General features: G+C 37.0%; 13 protein-coding genes. 12 read left to right on the forward strand and 1 reads right to left on the reverse strand.

The window, feature by feature from the left end; translation table 11 throughout:
• Positions 1-147 precede the first annotated feature (147 nt).
• The 3 genes from DIT68_RS13295 (at position 148) to DIT68_RS13305 (ending at position 3,728) form a co-directional block, all read left to right on the forward strand.
• The gene (locus DIT68_RS13295) at positions 148-1,179 is read left to right on the forward strand and encodes a COX15/CtaA family protein (protein ID WP_109360305.1); all 1,032 of its coding nucleotides are present in this window, start codon (positions 148-150) and stop codon (positions 1,177-1,179) included.
• Positions 1,180-1,206: 27 nt separating this feature from the next.
• Entirely contained in the window at positions 1,207-2,880 is a 1,674-nt protein-coding gene (locus tag DIT68_RS13300) for an FAD-dependent oxidoreductase (protein ID WP_109360306.1), read from the forward strand.
• 143 nt (positions 2,881-3,023) lie between these two features.
• Positions 3,024-3,728, forward strand: coding sequence for a Crp/Fnr family transcriptional regulator (locus DIT68_RS13305; protein WP_109360307.1), 705 nt, complete (start codon positions 3,024-3,026; stop codon positions 3,726-3,728).
• A gap of 211 nt (positions 3,729-3,939) precedes the next feature.
• On the opposite strand, the gene DIT68_RS13310 is transcribed toward DIT68_RS13305, so the two are convergent.
• Positions 3,940-5,229 (reverse strand): alginate export family protein, encoded by a 1,290-nt coding sequence (locus tag DIT68_RS13310; RefSeq protein ID WP_109360308.1) that lies wholly within the window; start codon positions 5,227-5,229, stop codon positions 3,940-3,942.
• Between the two features lie 452 nt (positions 5,230-5,681).
• Here DIT68_RS13310 and DIT68_RS13315 point away from each other — a divergent pair, with 452 nt between their 5' ends.
• The 9 genes from DIT68_RS13315 (at position 5,682) to DIT68_RS13355 (ending at position 18,719) form a co-directional block, all read left to right on the forward strand.
• Positions 5,682-6,134: a 6-pyruvoyl trahydropterin synthase family protein gene (locus tag DIT68_RS13315; protein ID WP_109360309.1), complete on the forward strand. Its 453-nt coding sequence runs from the start codon at positions 5,682-5,684 to the stop codon at positions 6,132-6,134.
• A 417-nt stretch (positions 6,135-6,551) separates the two neighbouring features.
• Entirely contained in the window at positions 6,552-7,859 is a 1,308-nt protein-coding gene (locus DIT68_RS13320) for a cytochrome c3 family protein (protein ID WP_109360310.1), read from the forward strand.
• Between the two features lie 32 nt (positions 7,860-7,891).
• Entirely contained in the window at positions 7,892-11,287 is a 3,396-nt protein-coding gene (locus tag DIT68_RS13325) for a TAT-variant-translocated molybdopterin oxidoreductase (protein WP_158276191.1), read from the forward strand.
• 30 nt (positions 11,288-11,317) lie between these two features.
• The gene (gene nrfD, locus DIT68_RS13330; protein WP_199223426.1) at positions 11,318-13,069 is read left to right on the forward strand and encodes an NrfD/PsrC family molybdoenzyme membrane anchor subunit; all 1,752 of its coding nucleotides are present in this window, start codon (positions 11,318-11,320) and stop codon (positions 13,067-13,069) included.
• Positions 13,070-13,072: 3 nt separating this feature from the next.
• Positions 13,073-13,612 (forward strand): DUF3341 domain-containing protein, encoded by a 540-nt coding sequence (locus DIT68_RS13335; RefSeq protein WP_109360313.1) that lies wholly within the window; start codon positions 13,073-13,075, stop codon positions 13,610-13,612.
• 3 nt (positions 13,613-13,615) lie between these two features.
• Positions 13,616-14,368, forward strand: a complete 753-nt coding sequence (locus DIT68_RS13340; RefSeq protein ID WP_109360314.1) for a c-type cytochrome — start codon at positions 13,616-13,618, stop codon at positions 14,366-14,368.
• A 34-nt stretch (positions 14,369-14,402) separates the two neighbouring features.
• Complete coding sequence (locus DIT68_RS13345) at positions 14,403-15,611, forward strand: quinol:cytochrome C oxidoreductase (RefSeq protein ID WP_109360315.1); 1,209 nt, start codon at positions 14,403-14,405, stop codon at positions 15,609-15,611.
• Between the two features lie 33 nt (positions 15,612-15,644).
• Positions 15,645-16,889, forward strand: coding sequence for a cytochrome c oxidase subunit II (locus DIT68_RS13350; protein ID WP_109360316.1), 1,245 nt, complete (start codon positions 15,645-15,647; stop codon positions 16,887-16,889).
• A 30-nt stretch (positions 16,890-16,919) separates the two neighbouring features.
• Positions 16,920-18,719: a cytochrome c oxidase subunit I gene (locus DIT68_RS13355; protein WP_109360317.1), complete on the forward strand. Its 1,800-nt coding sequence runs from the start codon at positions 16,920-16,922 to the stop codon at positions 18,717-18,719.
• The last annotated feature ends 41 nt before the right edge of the window (positions 18,720-18,760 follow it).

Consider the following 18,760-nt stretch of genomic DNA (forward strand, 5'->3'; position numbering starts at 1 on the left):
TTACAATTTGGCGGTCACTCTCTTTTATTTATGTAGCAATTGTTACTGTTTCTACATTATTGCAATGGGTCAGGATAATAAATGACTTGAATCATGTTTTTTCCTTTGTTGAAGCCCTTTCTTTGTTCTTTATCAATAAAATAGGAAATGATTAAAAACAATTATCAAAAACAAGTGTACTTCTGGTTACTCTCAGGATGTATTTTAATTGTTTTGATGGTTGTCGTAGGTGGAATAACGCGACTTACAGAGTCGGGGCTTTCCATGACAAATTGGAAACCTGTTACAGGATTTTTACCACCTTTAACAGAAGAGGCTTGGCAGGAAGAATTTGATGGCTACAAAGCTTCTCCAGAATTTAAACATTTTAATCACCATTTCACTTTATCAGAATATAAAGACATCTATTTTTGGGAATATGTTCACCGACTTTTTGGGCGCGTAATTGGAATTGTTTTTATTGTTCCTTTTCTTTTTTTTTGGTTAAAAAAATCTTTTAATCAACGAATTAAGAAACGTTTAGGAATCATTTTCCTACTCGGATTAAGTCAAGGTGTGATGGGGTGGCTAATGGTGAAAAGCGGCTTGGTGGATAATCCTCATGTAAGTCATTACCGCTTGTTTCTTCATTTGTTTTTCGCTATTTCTCTTGTGCTTTTTATTTTCTATACTGCCTTATTGGTGAGGTATCCAAACCATAATTGGAAACCAGAAATGGCATTAAAAAAATGGACATTATTAATCTTTATTGTCACTCTAATTCAAGTAGCGTACGGAGCTCTTGTTGCAGGATTAAAAGCAGGTTTTTTATACAACACATATCCTAAAATGGGAGCAGATTGGCTACCCCAAAGTTTATGGAATAACTACCCAGAACTAGGAATAATGGTGGTTTTTGAAGATCCTGGAACTGTTCAGTTTATTCACAGAACATTTGCATTGATAGTTGTGATAGTTGCATTTATTTTTTGGAGAAAATTCAAATTCTATGCAATGCCAAAATGGATTGCTTTAGGAATTTTATTACAAGCAATTTTAGGCGTATTTACATTACTTTATATTGTGCCTATTTCACTTGGAGTTTTGCACCAATTAATTGCAATCTTAATTTTATTAATGATGACTCTTCAACTATTTACAGCCAACTACACTATGGAATTTAAAAAGTTAAATAATTAAACAAGAAAATAATAAAAGTACAATACAATGAAATATATAATTATTGGCGCTGTGGCAGGTGGAGCAAGCACGGCCGCTAGAATTAGAAGATTGGATGAAACTGCGGAAATCATCATGATTGAAAAAGGAAATTATGTTTCCTATGCAAACTGTGGTTTACCCTATTATATTGGAGATGTGATTAAAGATCGTGATAAATTATTTATTCAAGATGCCGCATCTTTCAAAAGAAGATTCAATATAGATGTTAGGGTTAAAACAGAAGCCATCGAAATTGATCCAAAGAATAATGAATTAACGCTGTTGGATTTAGATTCGCAAAAAACTTACAAAGAATCGTACGATAAATTAGTGCTTTCAACAGGTGCGGTTCCTATTAAACCGCCGATTCCTGGGATAAATTCTTCAAATGTTTTTACAATAAGAGATGTTCATGACACTGATTTGGTGAAGGCAGTAATAAAAAATGAGGACGTAAAGCACGCTACAGTAATTGGTGGAGGTTTTATCGGAATTGAAATGATGGAAAACATGTCTCATTTAGGCATAAATGTTCGTTTAATCGAAAGAGCGCCTCAACTTTTGACTTTTCTTGATGAAGATATGGCCTTAATGGCGAAAACGGAAATTGAATCTCATGGTGTAGTCGTGGATGTTAACAATGGACTTACTGAAATAAAAGACAATGCTGATAGTTCAAAAACAATCGTTCTTGAAAATGGTGAGGAATTTCAAACAGATCTTGTAATTTTATCTATTGGTGTTTTACCCAATAGTTTCCTAGCAAAAGCTGCTGGTCTTGATGTTGGTGCTAGAGGAGGGGTGTTGGTAAACGAATTTATGCAAACTTCAAATTCAGATATTTATGCTGTGGGAGACGTAATCGAATTCCATCACCCAATATGTGAAGCTTCTTACCCAATATATTTGGCGGGTCCAGCAAATAAACAAGGCCGAATTTGCGCAAACAACATGGTAAATGGCAATACAAAGGCTTTCAAAGGTTCTGTATCCACGACAATTGTAAAAGTTTTTGGAAAAACTATTGGTGCTACTGGTTCAAATAGCAGAATGTTGACCAATCACAAGATCAAACATATAACGTCTGTAACTCATGGTTCTTCTAATGCAGGGTATTATCCAGGGGCTTCTCAAATGGTAATTAAAATTGCGTTTAATCCAGAAACAGGTGTACTTTTAGGTGCACAGGTAATTGGTCAAGAAGGGGTAGACAAACGTGTCGATATATTTTCCACATACGTCCAGAACAAACAAACTATTGATGATTTAATGGAATTCGAACAGGCTTATGCTCCACCATTTTCTTCTGCAAAAGATCCAGTCAATATGGCCGGATTTGTAGCAAATAACATAATGGACAATGTAATGCATATCTATAGTCCAGCAGATGCGGTAGAAATTGGAAGCTCCGAACTCTTAATTGATGTAAGAACTCCATTGGAGTTTGAGGCGGGTTCTATTCCAAACGCTATTAATATTGAATTGGATGAGCTCAGAAATCATCTGCCTGAGCTTTCAAAAGACAGAACAATTTATGTTTATTGTGAGGTCGGACTTAGAGGGTATCTGGCGTCTAGAATATTGAGTCAGCACGGTTATGATGTTCAAAACCTGACTGGTGGCTATAAATTTTGGAAAAATACTTATGGCCTAGGAATACAAGAATTAGTGAAAGCATAATCCTATATCTAACAAAATCCGCAGTGGGGAGAAATCCTTTCTGCGGATTTTAATTTAAAAACTGACTTAACTCATTACTCATTTTGAGTTCATTATCTTTCATTTGCCTAACTTCGTTCATAATTTGATTAAAGATAATCACTATGAAAAGTGTAGTATTTCCGAGTTGTGAGAATTGTGAGATTAAGGAGGGTTTTTTCTGTGCTTTTTCGAAAGACGTTAAGAAAGATATTGGTTTAGACAAAAAGCACCTAAGTATCAAAAAAGGGGATCATATATTTTCTCAAGGAACACATCCCGTTGGCTTGTATTGTCTCTACAAAGGAAAGGTTAAACTTACAAAAATAGGGAAAGACGGAAAGGAGCAGATTTTACGTTTCTATAAACCAGGTGATATCATCGGCTATCGCTCGCTATTAAATCAAGAAGCTTATCAGGTTAATGCAGTTGCTATTGAAGAAGTTCATATTTGTCTAATTTTGAAACAATCTTTCTTAGATATGGTGGATAACAATCGCTCATTCTCTAAAAACATCATCAATTTGTTAGGCGATGATTTAAAAACAGCAGAGCAAAACATTGTTGGTCTGTCACAAAAAAGTGTTCAAGAAAGAATAGCCGAAGCCTTGGTTTTACTTATTAATACCTACGGTTTCAAATCGGATGGGGTAACAATTGATGTAAAACTTTCACGATTAGAAATCGCAAATCTAGCCGCTACAACTCAAGAATCCACCATCCGTACTTTAGCTAAAATGGAAAGAGAAGGGTATATTGTGCTCAGCAAAAAAGAAATTAAAGTTCATGATTTTAAGAAATTAATGTCAGGAACAACTTTGTTTGATTAAACCCCTCTACTCATAAACCAAGCGCCAGCGATTCCAAAACAATTCTGTGAAAACCTACAAAATCTGCGGCAAAAACATAGCGCCATCACTCAAAACAATTCTGCGAAAATTTGCGAATTCTGCGGGAGAAATAGAGCACCAGCAATTCCAAAACAATTCTGCGAAAATTTGCAAAATCCGCGGGAGAAAATACCCCCCACTTTTCTGCTCCTTACTTCAACTGAAAATTCTTAAACGGCTTCAAAGTCAGCATCACATAAGCCCATCCGCTTGTATCATTATTATCTACATTTTTCAATTCACGCATAGTTCCAGTTCCAAACATGTGCGAATATCCAGCTTGTATTGTTACTTCATCCGCAAATTGATATTTCACAGTAAAATCAATCTCGTAACCCAAATATGGATCCATTGCTATAAAGTTTGGTGTGAAATTACCTGGTCTTGCCACATCAGCTGCAGCATAAAACATGTGATTAGCTAAGCCAAAAGTATATTTTCCTTTCGAATATTTAGCTTTTAAATACCCATCCATCAACCCCACATTATTACCATGGTTTCCAACATAGAAGTAATCCATGAATCCATTAAACAAATGATTGGTTCCGTATAAAGGTGTAAAAGATTCATTTCTATCATTTATTGTGGCTTCATCAGATGTTCCAGATAGTATTTCACCTCCTAAAGTAATTCCCCAATTTTTATTTGGTTTGTAAGTCCCTGCTAAACTCGCATTGTAGGCACTTAAAGTCTGCTTATTTGGTGCAACTCCCATTTGATAATATCCATAAGCTATAACATCAAACTTTTTTCTTTTATATTCTAAGTGTGTTCCAATTGTTTGAGAAAAATTAGTTCTTGATTTATATACACTGTCCTCCAAATAGATTTGATCAACACCATTGTTTAGGACCAGGACACTTGCACTAAAATTATCCCATTTTTTATTCGCCCATAAATATTGGAAAGTCTTGTAATTGTTAAGTGTATAAAATATTTCAGTATTCGAAGCTTTTTCTTGATTATAAGTCGCTCCAACATCAACACTCCAAGAACTATCTCTGAATTTTAAAATTACACCATCATGTCTGCGCCCTTGCATAGCCCAGTCTAAACCACCAAATATTCTTTGATTATCATAAGAGATAGGTTGTCTACCTACTTTTAATGTCCATTTATTATTTAAAAATAGAGAAACATTGGCCTGGTAAATGGATAAAAGTCCATTGTTGTCAATTGCTAAATGAGAAGTGTTCCCCCAAGTTCTTACATCTTGCATGCTTAAGTTAAAAGCAAATTTTTCGTGAGTATACTTAGCACCCAATCTAGCTCTTTGAGCAATAAAAAAACCAGGGTCTTGATCGCTCATTAGTGGTTGTTGATAGCCATTTGCAAATTCAGCTCTTGCCTTATATTGACCCGTAAGTTCTAGTTGCGAGTTACTATATATAGAAGTTAATAATGCTAATCCGATTAATAAGGAGTTTCTTAGATGTTTCATAATTTCTAAATTTTCTGTAAAAGTGAGATTTCGAAGATAAAACAGAAATGACAATAATCAATTTTTATCATGTTAAATGGCATGAATCTTTAAAGAGGATCTATTTGGAGGTGTTAGCGTCTTGTATATTTGAAAAAAGTAAAAACTCACCTTTAATTTCTAAAATATAGATGGGTTTTTAAATTTCGATTAGCTCATAAAGAATGCTAACTATACCAGTCAAATGTCAATTAAGTAGGTGTACTTGGGAGTTAAAATAGCTGTAAGATTTTTTAATGTTAAAGGCAGCATAAGAGTTCTTATATAATCTAGCAGTTTTATGTGAAAATCTGTTTTAGTTTTTCAAACATCCATTCTTTCCTGATTTTAATCAGTATCCGTTCCTTTTTCTTTCTGTTATTGTTCTCTCATCATTTATATTCTCAACTTTGAACTTTTAAAAGCTGTAAGTCATGAATAGAAATATACTACGTGTAACTAAAAGATTTACATTTGAAATGGCGCATGCCCTAATGAACTACGATGGAAATTGCCAATATATACATGGACATTCCTATAAGTTATATGTGACCTTATTGGGATTGGTTAAAGATAGCCCAAACATGGCGAAAGACGGAATGGTTTGTGATTTCTCTAGTCTAAAAAAGATTGTAAATGATAAAATTATTGACCGTTTTGACCATACTTTGGTGCTGAATGCGAATGATGAAAGTAAAACTAAATTTAATCAACCAAATCAACGTATTTTGTTATTTCCTGTTCAACCAACTTGCGAGAATCTATTGCTTCATTTCAAAAACGAGTTATTGAGTGATTTACCAGACGATTTGACTTTGGCGAATATCAAGTTGTACGAAACAGAGGGTTCTTTCGCTGAATGGGATATACATGACCAGAATTTTTAATTGTAAATTGTTAATAACATATTTCCTTTTTTTTGTCACCCCTTGTTATTTGGGGTGACTTGAAGAGAAAAAGATATTCACATCTGCAATAAATTATTTTTGCTTTCTGAAATTATTTTCTCAAAAGAGAGTTTTGTGATTTATTGCTTTAGTTCACTTAATTTATCTCTTTTTAACAAACTTTTGTAAATTGATAATGAATAACCTAACTCATTTTATCCTCGCTTTTCTGTAACAAATGTATCTGTCACTAGGAAGACCTAAGTATTTAGAATGATTCTAAATTAATTTTAAAAGGGTTTTTATTGTCATGAAACTGTCATTGACTATGGATATTCTGCTAATTTTGCTTCCAATAAGTATTGCGAATTATCACATATATTTGTGAAATTATAAATCAAAATATCTAAGAATCAGATGTTTAATAAGGGAAATAAAGGATTGTTTGCGTTTGTATTAACGCTATTCATGTTGACCAATTTTGTGACGAGCGCACAAGAAGGAGAGTCAATATTTAATTCAAAATGTGCTACTTGTCACGTTCCGCACAAGGACATGACCGGGCCTAAATTGTTCGAAGTTCGACAAAAATGGGAAGAAGGTGGTGCCATGGAAGGTTCACTTTATCAATGGGTGAGAAATTGGCAAGTTGCAGCAGCGACAGATCCATATGCGAAAGAAGTAGCGGATTGGGCTCCATCAGCAATGACCACTTTTGCTGATTTAAGCGATGAGCAAATCGATGCAGTTTTTGACTATGTTGATGCGCAGCCTTTGCCAGGTGCAGCTAGTGATGCTGGTGCGGCAGTGGGAGCGGTTGCTACGAACGTAGCTACAGAAGAAAATGACTTTAGCTGGATTTGGTACGTTTTAGGTGTTGTCTTCTTGGTTATTATATTTTCTGTTGGTGGAGTTCGACGTCAATTGCAAGAATTGGACGAAGACGCTGATAAACATGTGAAAGTAGGGTCGAAAGTTTGGATCTTCAAAAACAGAAAATATGTTGGGATGGGTGTTCTTGTCGTTGTATTGGCAGGAGTAACTTGGTTCTTCGTTGCCTTGAATGATATTGGTATTGTAACAGGTTACCAGCCAAGTCAGCCAATCGCATTTCCACACGATAAGCATGCTGGTATTAATGGAATTGATTGTAAGTACTGTCATAATTCAGCAGATAAATCAAAATCAGCGGGTATACCAACTACAAACGTTTGTATGAACTGTCACAAGCAGATCCAAGGTGAAGGTGATCAAGTTGAGAAAATCAAGAACATTTATAAATCTGCTGGTTTCTCTCCAGAAGGAGGTGGTAGCTACAGCGGTGAAACTGAGAATATTGTTTGGAATAAAGTACATAATTTGCCAGATCACGTTTACTTTAATCACTCACAACACGTTGAGGTTGGTGGTATAGATTGTAAGCAGTGTCATGGTGATATGACAAAACAAAGTGCTTTGCCACGTGTGGTTCCAGTTGAAGAATTAAATGAGATTGAAGGTAATGTTCAGTTAACTAGACCAACTCTATCAATGGGATGGTGTATTGAATGTCACAATGTTAAAGAAGTATCTACAGGAACACTTGAAGGTAAAGGTGGGTACTACGATGAAATTCATAAACGTCTTTTAGAAAATGACGAGTCATTGTACGAGGAGTACCTTGAAGATGGCAAAGTAACAGTAAACGAACTTGGCGGATGGGAATGTGCTAAGTGTCACTACTAATTAAAAAGTTGATAGCTAAATAAGATATGGCAATGAGCAAAAAATATTGGAAAGGTCTTGAAGAGTTAAATCAAACTCCCGAATTTATCGAGAATAGAGACCAAGAGTTTAGTCAAGATATAAGTGTTGATGAGTTTTTAGCGGATGAAAAGTTAAGTGAATCATCAACTCCAAGGAGGGATTTCTTGAAATTCTTAGGATTTAGTGTTGCTGCTGCTACAATTGCGGCATGTGAGGCTCCTGTAACAAAAGCTATTCCTTACGTTAACAAACCAGTTGATGTTACTCCTGGAGTAGCAACATGGTACGCATCAACGTATTATGACGGTAATTCTTACGCTAACATTCTTGTGAAGACAAGAGAAGGGCGTCCTATCTATATTAAAGGGAACAAAGATTTTGGATTTACAAACGGAAACGTTAATCCGCAAATTATTGCTTCTGTTCTCTCCTTGTATAATGAAGCAAGGCTACAATATGCATTTAAAGATGGCCAAGGAATTTCTACAGCTGATGCTGATAGCGAAATTGTTGCCGAACTAAATAAAATTAAGAGCAAAGGGGGTAAAGTTGTTCTTGTCTCCAACACACTTGCTTCTCCTTCTTCATATAAAGCAGTTGAAGAGCTAGAAAGATCTATCACAGGTCGTGTATCACCAAAAACTACTCCAGTTGTAGCGAAAGACGAAAATGGCGTAATAGGTAAGGTTGTAGATAAGGTAAAAGATGTATTTAACGGAGAGGATGCAGCGGTTGCCGCAATGTCAACTAGCTCTGCAACCGGTGCTCAGTTTGAGCATATTCAATACGACGCTGTATCTTATGCGGGTATCAGAAAAGCAAACGAACTTTCTTTTGGTAAATCTGTGATTCCAGATTATGACTTTGCAAAAGCAAAAACTATTGTAAGTTTTGGTGCTGACTTCTTAAGCACTTGGCTAATGGCTACTCAATATACAGGGCAGTATGCGCAAAGACGCGATCCTGATGGAGATTGGATGAGTAAGCACTACCAAATTGAGTCAAACATGTCAATCACTGGATCTAATGCTGATGTTAGAATGATGATCAAGCCTTCTGAAGAAGCTGGATTGTTAGCTGCTTTAGTTAAAGATTTGGGTGGTTCAATTAGCGGTGTATCTGCTTCCATTCCTGAGAGAATAGGTGCTGACAACGTGAAGAAAATGGCCAAAGATTTGAAGAAGGGTAACGGATTGATCGTTTCAGGATCAAACAACGTTGCTGTTCAAGTTTTAGTGAATAAAGCAAATCATTTAATTGGAGCCTACAACTCCACAATTAATTTGAATAATCCTGTTCACATGTTTGCATCTGAGGATGACAAGATGATGAAATTTGTAAATGACGTAGTATCGGGTAAAGGACCAGATGCTGTGTTTTTCTATGGTGTAAATCCAGTGTACACTGCGCCAAATGGTGTGGCTTTAGCTGAAGCACTTGGGAATACTTCATTGACGGTATCTCTATCGGGTGTCATGGATGAGACAGCTGCTAATTGTAAGTTTGTGGTTCCAGATCATCATGCTTTAGAATCATGGAACGATTTCTCTCCAAAGGAGAATGAGTATGCGTTGGCGCAACCAACTATTCGACCACTTTATGATACGGTCGCAGCACAAGAATCTTTCTTAGTGTGGTCAGGAAAAGCACAGCGTGAAGGAAAAGACAGTAAAGTTTATTTCAATTATATAAAAGAGAATTGGACAAATAATGGATTTGCGGGATCATCAAATTTTGATGTGTTCTGGAATAAAACCATTCATAACTCTGTTTTCACAAAAACAATGTCTACACCATCAACTTTAAGTTTCAATGATGGTGCACTTTCTCAGGTAGCTAAACAGTTGCCAGAAGCCGGTGAGTTAGAGGTTGTTTTATATCAAAAAGCGGCAATTGGTCGAGGAGATCAAGCAGCAAATCCATGGTTGCAAGAAACACCAGATCCTATTACTAAGGTGACTTGGGATAATTACATCACCATGAATCCAACGATCATGAAAGATCAAGGGTACAATGAACACATTGATCAAGAGCACGGATGTACTCTAGCTTCAATTACTGTTGGAGGTGTTACTTACGAATTGCCAGTTTATCCTTCACCAGGTCAAGCACCTGGGACTGTAGGTATCGCATTGGGATACGGAAGAGGAGAAGGGAACGCTAATATTGGTAAGGCGGCTTTCCAAACGAAAGAATACGGTGGACATGTTACTGACGAAAACGGAAATCCAAAACCAATAGGGAAAAATGCATTTAGAATGATCCAAACTGCTGGAGGTACTATGGAGTATACCGCTGCAGGATCTATCGAAAATAAAAATACGAATTACCCAATAGCTACAACTCAAATTCACAGAACTGTGATGGCGAGAAATTCTATCGTAAGAGAAACAACACTGGATACTTATACATCACTATCAAAAGATGCGTATAATCCAGATTGGATGCTTCAAAAAATCGATGAGAATGGTAAGCACGTTCAAGCACCACTAGCCGAATTTGATTTGTGGGACGCTCATCCTGTTGAGAATGTTGGTCACCGTTGGGGGATGACTATTGATTTAAGTGCATGTATTGGTTGTGGTTCTTGTTTGGTTGCGTGTCAGGCTGAAAACAATGTACCAGTGGTCGGTAAAGACGAGGTTCGAAGAGGTCGTGAAATGCACTGGTTGCGCATTGACCGTTACTATGCCTCAAATGATGAAGCTACTGTTGGACAGCGTAAAGACAAAGACAATTTCTCTTATAAAGAACTTGAAATTGCGGCTGAGAATCCAAAGGTTGTTCACCAACCAATGATGTGTCACCACTGTAACCATGCACCATGTGAAACAGTTTGTCCAGTATCTGCTACAACGCACTCAAATGAAGGGTTGAACCAGATGACATATAACCGTTGTATTGGTACACGTTATTGTGCAAACAACTGTCCTTATAAAGTAAGACGCTTTAACTGGTTCAATTATCCATCTTACAAGAAGTTTGGTGAAGTGAATCCAGCACAAGATGACTTAGGACGTATGGTATTAAATCCAGATGTTACAGTGAGAACACGTGGTGTAATGGAAAAATGTTCATTCTGTGTACAACGTATTCAAGAAGGTAAGTTAACAGCTAAGAAAGAATCTCGTCCAGTGGCTGATGGAGATGTTACAACAGCTTGTGGTGATGCTTGTCCAACAAATGCGATTATCGTAGGTGACTGGAATGATGTTAATTCTAAAATTAGAAAATCAGCAGATCACAAACGTTCTTATCAAGCACTTGAAGAAATTGGTTTAAAGCCAAACATGTGGTATAAAGTTAAAGTACGTAACGAAGAAAATGATATTCTTGCAGGTATTCAAATGGCTAAAGAGCACGAAGGTGATCATGGACATGCAGAATCTGAAGAAGCAAGTCATTAATTGAATTATAAGTATTAAAACAATAAATATATTGTAATGCATAAGGAAGCAACAATTAGAGAGCCCTTAGTTCTGGGGCACAAGACCTTTCATCAGGTAACTGAGGATGTTTGTAAACCAATTGAAGGTAAAGCACCAAAGACTTGGTACGTCCTTTTCGCTATCGCAGCCATCATTGGTGTGTATGGAGTAGGATGTATTCTGTATCTTTTGGGTACTGGTATTGGTACTTGGGGACTGAATAAGACCATTAACTGGGCTTGGGATATTACTAACTTCGTTTGGTGGGTAGGTATTGGTCACGCAGGAACATTGATTTCCGCTGTACTTTTATTGTTCCGTCAGAAGTGGAGAATGGCCATCAACCGTTCTGCTGAGGCGATGACTATTTTTGCGGTATTTATGGCTGGTTTGTTCCCTTTGATCCACATGGGTCGTATTTGGGTTGCTTACTGGGTAATGCCTTTACCTAATCAATTTGGATCACTTTGGCCAAACTTTAACTCACCGCTTCTATGGGACGTTTTTGCGATTTCCACATATTTATCGGTGTCTTTAGTGTTCTGGTATATTGGATTGATTCCTGATTTCGCAACAATTAGAGATAGAGCTAAAAAACCGGTTGCTAAGAAAATTTATGGAATGCTATCCTTCGGATGGTCAGGTCGTGCAAAGCAATGGAGCCGATTTGAAATGGTTTCTTTAATCCTTGCAGGTTTGGCAACTCCATTGGTATTCTCGGTACACTCTATTGTATCGTTTGACTTTGCCACTTCTGTAATTCCTGGTTGGCATACCACAATTTTCCCACCATATTTCGTAGCTGGAGCGGTATTCTCTGGTTTTGCTATGGTGCAAACATTGATGTTGGTCATGAGAAAGGCTTATAACCTTGAGGCTTACATCCACACGAAGCACATTGAATACATGAACATTGTTATTATGTCTACTGGATCAATTGTAGGTATAGCTTATATTACTGAATTGTTCGTTTCTTGGTATTCTGGTGTGGAGTACGAGGCCTATGCATTTATCAATAGAGCAACTGGACCTTACTGGTGGGCTTATTGGGCGATGATGACATGTAACGTGGTTTCACCACAGTTGATGTGGTTCAAAAAACTGCGTACAAGTTTAACTTTTACTTTCCTTATTGCTATAGTTGTGAATATCGGAATGTGGTTCGAACGTTTCGTTATTATTGGAACTACACTTCACAGGGATTATCTTCCATCTTCTTGGAGCATGTTCTATCCAACGCACGTGGATATTGGAATATTTGTGGGAACTATTGGTTTATTCTTTGTGTTTTTCCTTTTATTTACGAGATACTTCCCAGTTTTAGCTTTAAATGAGGTGAAAACAATTTTGAAGTCCTCAGGTCAATCGTTTAAAGATGGAGACGCCAAAACACCGGCATTCTCAATTGAGGAACAACACTTAGCGGATGTCAAAATGAAACCAGCAAGTAAAACTAATACAGCTGGCAATTCTGTAGAGGAAACTCCGGCGCTTGATCCTAGTTTAATTGCTATGGTTGGAACCTTAGGAGTAACTAATGCTGAGCATAAGGATAATTTGAAAGAACTAACTGGTTTGGGGGATGCAACAGAAAAGAAATTGAACGAAATAGGAATTTACACCTTCGCTCAACTTGCAAAAATAGATCCAACCGCAGATCTGGGCTTGTTAACTGCCTATCTAGGTGCAGCAGGTAATCAAGCAAACTTGTTGGTATGGAAAACAGAAGCAGAAGAAAAATTAAAAAACGATAATAAATAAGACATGGGATCGAACGTAGTTTTTTATGCAATGTATAACGATGATGATGTGCTGAAAGATGGTGCAAAAAAGTTAGTTGCAAAAGGAGTTAAGGTAGCAGATGTATTCTCACCATTTCCAATTCACGGATTAGATCCAATTATTGGATTAAAGGAGACGAGACTGGGTATTATGGCTTTTATATATGGTTTAACCGGATTAGTGCTTGCCTTAATTGGAATGAGATATATGATGGTTACGGACTGGCCGATGAATATTGGAGGTAAACCAAACTTTTCTTTTCTAGAGAATATGTTGGCATTTGTTCCAATTACTTTTGAGTTAACTGTTCTTTTTGCTGCGCACGCCATGGCAATTACGTATTTCTTGGTAAATAAGACAATACCAGGTATGCCAGCAGAGAATCCAGATCCACGTACAACAGATGATCGTTTCGTTATGGAATTGAGGTTAAGCGACAACAGTAAATTTTCTGAAAAGGAATTAGAAGAGATGTTGATGGAGACAGGTATTGTAGAATTAGATCAAAAACACATTAAATAAGTCATGAAGAAGAAATTTAAGGCAATATCAGCAAAAGCTTTGGTGCTAACAATTGGTATCGGAGCACTTTCATCTTGTGTTTCAGATCCAGATTCACCAGGGTTGGAATGGATGCCAGATATGTATCGTTCTCCGGCAGTTGAAACTTATGTAGACTACGGCTGGGTTAAAGAGGAAATTAATACTGAAGCGATGATGTCGCAGTCTGCAAAGCACCCACCAATGTACACCATTCCTTATAAAGGGGATATAGAGGATTTGGAATTACACTTGCCATACCACCGTCAGGTTACTAGTTTTGCACCTGTAACACATGGTTTGAAGGCGGAGTATGGTTGGAATATAAGTGAAGATCCAATCGGAGACTATTTTAAGGCTGCCGAAGATAAAAATCCAATTGTGCTTACTGAAGATAATGAGAAGGAAATCTTCGCTAAGGGTAAGAAGCTTTTCAACGTGAACTGTGCTCACTGTCATGGTGAGAAAGGTGACGGAAAAGGACCAATGGTGGAAAGTGGAGCCTATTTAGGTGTACCAAATTTCGCAAATCTTATGGAGCTAGCGGATGGACAAGTGTTCTATTCAATTTATTACGGAAAAGGTATGATGGGAGCACATGCACCATTGTTGAGTAATAAAGAAATATGGACTGTTGTTCACCACATCAATAAACTTCGTTACGATGACTATAGTGCTGCAACAGCAAACACTGGTGTAGTAGCTGAATCTACGGATGATGAAAATGGCGAACAATAATAGAGTTTTATAATTAAGAAAATTATTACATAAAATGGATTATCAAGTTTCAAACAAGGCTAAATTATGGACGACAGCCGCTATGGTGATTGGAGTTCTATTTACAGGTATCGGAATAATCGCAGCTTCAGGTGATGGTCATCTTGGACAAAAATTCTTAGGAAACCTATTATCAAACAGCTTTTTCTTTTTCTCAATTGCTATTAGTGCGCTGTTCTTTTTGGCTCTGCAATATGCAACGGAGTCAGGTTGGTACGTATATATCAAAAGGGTGTTAGAAGCAATTACGGGCTTTTTACCAATGGGTAGTGGACTATTGGTTATTACTTTTCTTTCATTAACATTTACGAATGGTTCTCATATTTATATGTGGATGGACCCTGAGGTTATGAATGAAGGAGGTTCACATTATGACGCTCTTTCTGCCGGCAAAGGAGCTTATCTGAATACACCGTTCTTTTGGATTAGAACTGTTGCCTATTTAGCAATTTACTACATTATGTGGAAAGGATTTATGAAACGTTCATTAGAAATGGACAATAATCCAGATCTAGCAGAGCAGTTACACTTTAAGAATTACAGAAGAGGAGCTCTTTTCCTTGTGTTTTTCGCGATTTTTAGCTCAACAAGTTCTTGGGACTGGATTATGTCTATTGATATTCACTGGTTCTCTACATTATTTGGATGGTATGTTTTTGCTGGTTCTTGGACAAGCGCCATGGTGGTTACAATTATCCTCTTGTTGTATTTAAAGAAACTTGGATATTTGCCTAAGGTGAACGAAAGCCATATCCATGATATCGGAAAGTGGGTTTTTGCTACTTCTTTCCTATGGGCTTATCTTTGGTTCTCTCAGTACATGCTAATCTGGTATGCAAATATCCCAGAGGAGACAACTTACTATTTAATGCGTATTGAGCACTACAAAATTCTTTATTTTGGAATGTTTATTATTAATTTTGCTTTCCCGATGTTACTTTTAATGTCAAGAGATGCTAAAAGACACGCTGGTATTCTTACTTTTGTAGGATTAGTTATATTGGCGGGACACTGGTTAGATGTTTGGATTATGGTTATGGGAGGTTCAATGGGACCAACTGCAAGTATTGGATTTATGGAAATCGGTATGGCAGTATTGTTCTGTGGGCTTTTCGTGAGAGTAATTTTGCTTAAGTTATCACAGTCTCCATTGGTGAGCAAGAACCATCCGTTTTTGGATGAATCTTTACATCACGAGATATAATTTTTAAATTTAGAATAAGTTAATTTTAGAGAGATGGGTAGTAAGTTGATTATAATATTGGTGATCATTTTTGGTGTTCTTGCAATTGCACAATTAGTGCGAGTAGGTGAGTTAAGTGCCAAACAGGCCAAACGAAGAGAGGAAGAAATTCCCGAGAATGAAAATAAATTCAACGCGAACATGATGCTTGTTTTCATGGTTGCTCTTTACGCTGGTTTTATTTATATGATGCTGGAATATGGTTACGTTGATTTGGGACCAGCAGCTTCAGCACATGGACAAGAAATAGATTGGCTGTTTGACCTTAATTGGATCATTATTATTGCAGTATTTTTCTTAACAAACACGTTGTTATTTGTTTTCGCTTGGAAGTATGCAAGGAAACCTGGTGTTAAAGCATTCTACTATGCCCACAATAATAAACTAGAAATGGTTTGGACAGTGATTCCAGCGGCTGTGCTTTCAGTGATCATTATTTTAGGATTGAGAACTTGGAATGATACCACAGAAAAAGCGGGTGCGGAATTCGAGAATATTGAAATATTTGCATATCAGTTTGCTTGGACTGCGCGTTACTCAGGTATGAATAATGAACTTGGTAAGTTCGATTATAAGCTTACAACTGCTGAGAATCCTTATGCTATTATGACTAAGGACAACATAGAGCGTTCTCTATCTTTAATGAAAGTAGGAGAGCCTGGTCAAAATGGTATTGAGAGGTTAGAAAACCAGTTGAATGATCGTACAATCATGCTTTCTGCGAAAGAACGTAAAAACTTGGAGACGGAGCTAGGTAGAAAAGAGAGAATGTCTAGACTTTTGGAAGCGATGTCTATTACTTATTCTGATTCTTTGGATGAATTGGCAAATGACGATGTGATTTTAGAGGATAGTTTAGTATTGTTGAAAGGACAAAAATATAACCTTTCCTTCCGTTCTAAAGATGTTATTCACAGTGCGTTTTTCCCTCATTTCAGAATGCAAATGAACACCGTTCCTGGGATGACAACTTACTTTAAATTCCAGCCAATTTTTTCTTCTGATGAGATGAAGAGAAAACTAAACAACCCAGAATTTGAGTACGCAATGTTGTGTAACAAAATCTGTGGTGGTTCTCATTATAGAATGAAAATGTCTGTAAAAGTACTGGAACCAAAAGAGTTTTTAGAATGGCAGAAAACAAAAGCAACTTACGATGGAACACCTTGGATTGAAGGTAATGAAGCTAAATTGCTTGAGTACTACGAGTCAATCGCAAGTAGAGTTATAGAGAATTAATCATTTATCAATAAATAAATATTTTACAACATGGCAGCTGCAGCTCAAGAAGCAATTCACGAACACGATCACCACGAAGAGAGCTTTGTATCAAAGTACATCTTCAGCTACGACCATAAAATGATTGGTAAGCAATTTTTGCTTGCTGCTATATTTATGGGTCTTGTAGGGATGATGTTGTCTGTATTTTTTAGAATACAATTAGCATGGCCTGGAGAATCTTCAGACTTTTTAAATATGTTTTTGGGTGACCGTTGGGCGCCAGAGGGAATTCTTAACCAAGACATGTACCTTGGTTTGGTAACAATACACGGTACTATTATGGTATTCTTCGTTTTGACAGGAGGATTGAGTGGTACTTTCTCTAACGTATTGATCCCTTTACAAATTGGTGCAAGAGATATGGCATCTGGATTTATTAACATGATGTCTGCATGGTTGTTCAATTTGTCTTCCATTATCATGTTGGCTTCTCTTTTTGTTGAGTCAGGTCCTGCAATGTCTGGATGGACTGTTTATCCTCCATTGTCCGCGCTACCTCAAGCGGTTTCTGGATCTGGATTAGGAATGACACTTTGGCTAATATCCCTAACTATTTTTATCGCCTCATCTTTGATTGGATCTTTGAACTACATTTCAACGATTGTAAACCTTCGAACGAAAGGAATGAAAATGACTAGATTGCCACTAACAATTTGGGCATTCTTGGTTACTGCAATTGTGGGTGTATTGGCATTCCCAGTTTTATTATCTGCGGCGTTGTTATTGTTCATGGATAGGGTGATGGGTACTTCTTTCTATCTAAGTGATATTATCGTTGGAGGTGAGATGTTAGATAATGTTGGTGGTTCACCAATTCTTTATCAACACCTCTTCTGGTTTTTAGGGCACCCAGAGGTTTATATTGTACTTCTACCAGCTTTGGGTATTTCCTCTGAGGTGATTTCAACTAATTCACGTAAACCTATCTTCGGTTATCGTGCGATGATTGGATCGTTATTAGCTATAGGGTTCTTGTCCTTTATTGTTTGGGCACACCACATGTTTGTGTCGGGTATGGATCCGTTTTTAGGTAGTGTTTTCGTATTTACGACATTATTAATTGCAATTCCTTCTGCTGTAAAGGTATTTAACTATTTAACTACTCTTTGGAGAGGATCAATTGTATTTACTCCAGCAATGCTTTTCGCAGTAGGATTAGTTTCTACATTTATTTCAGGTGGTGTTACAGGTATTATTCTTGCCGATTCTGCATTGGATATTCAAGTTCATGATACTTATTTCGTAGTCGCTCACTTCCACGTCGTAATGGGACTTTCAGCTATCTTTGGTATGTTTGCTGGTGTTTATCACTGGTTCCCAAAAATGTATGGTAGGATGATGAATAACCGATTAGGTTATGCTCACTTCTGGACTACAATTGTAAGTGGTTATGGAGTTTTCTTGCCAATGCACTTTGTAGGAATTGGTGGAGCGCCAAGAAGATACTATGACAACTCCATTTTTGATACGTTTAATCCTACAGCGGGTGAAATGATGTTAAACTTGAACGTAATTATTACCGTTTTCGCAATTATTGGTGCGTTCGGACAACTGTTCTTTTTCTTTAACTTCTTTTACAGTATTTTCAGAGGTCCAAAAGCTCCTTTAAATCCTTGGAAGTCAAATACATTGGAATGGACGACTCCAACAGCTCTTCCTGGTCACGGGAACTGGCCTGGAGAATTACCAACTGTTCACCGTTGGCCTTATGATTATTCTAAGCCAGGAGCGGAAGAGGACTTTATTCCTCAAACAGTTCCATTAAAGCCGGGTGAAGAAGAGCATTAGTCTTATTATATAATATTTATAAAGCCCAGTACATTTTGTGT

This window comes from Brumimicrobium oceani (genome assembly GCF_003143775.1).
Lineage (GTDB): Bacteria > Bacteroidota > Bacteroidia > Flavobacteriales_D > Crocinitomicaceae > Brumimicrobium > Brumimicrobium oceani.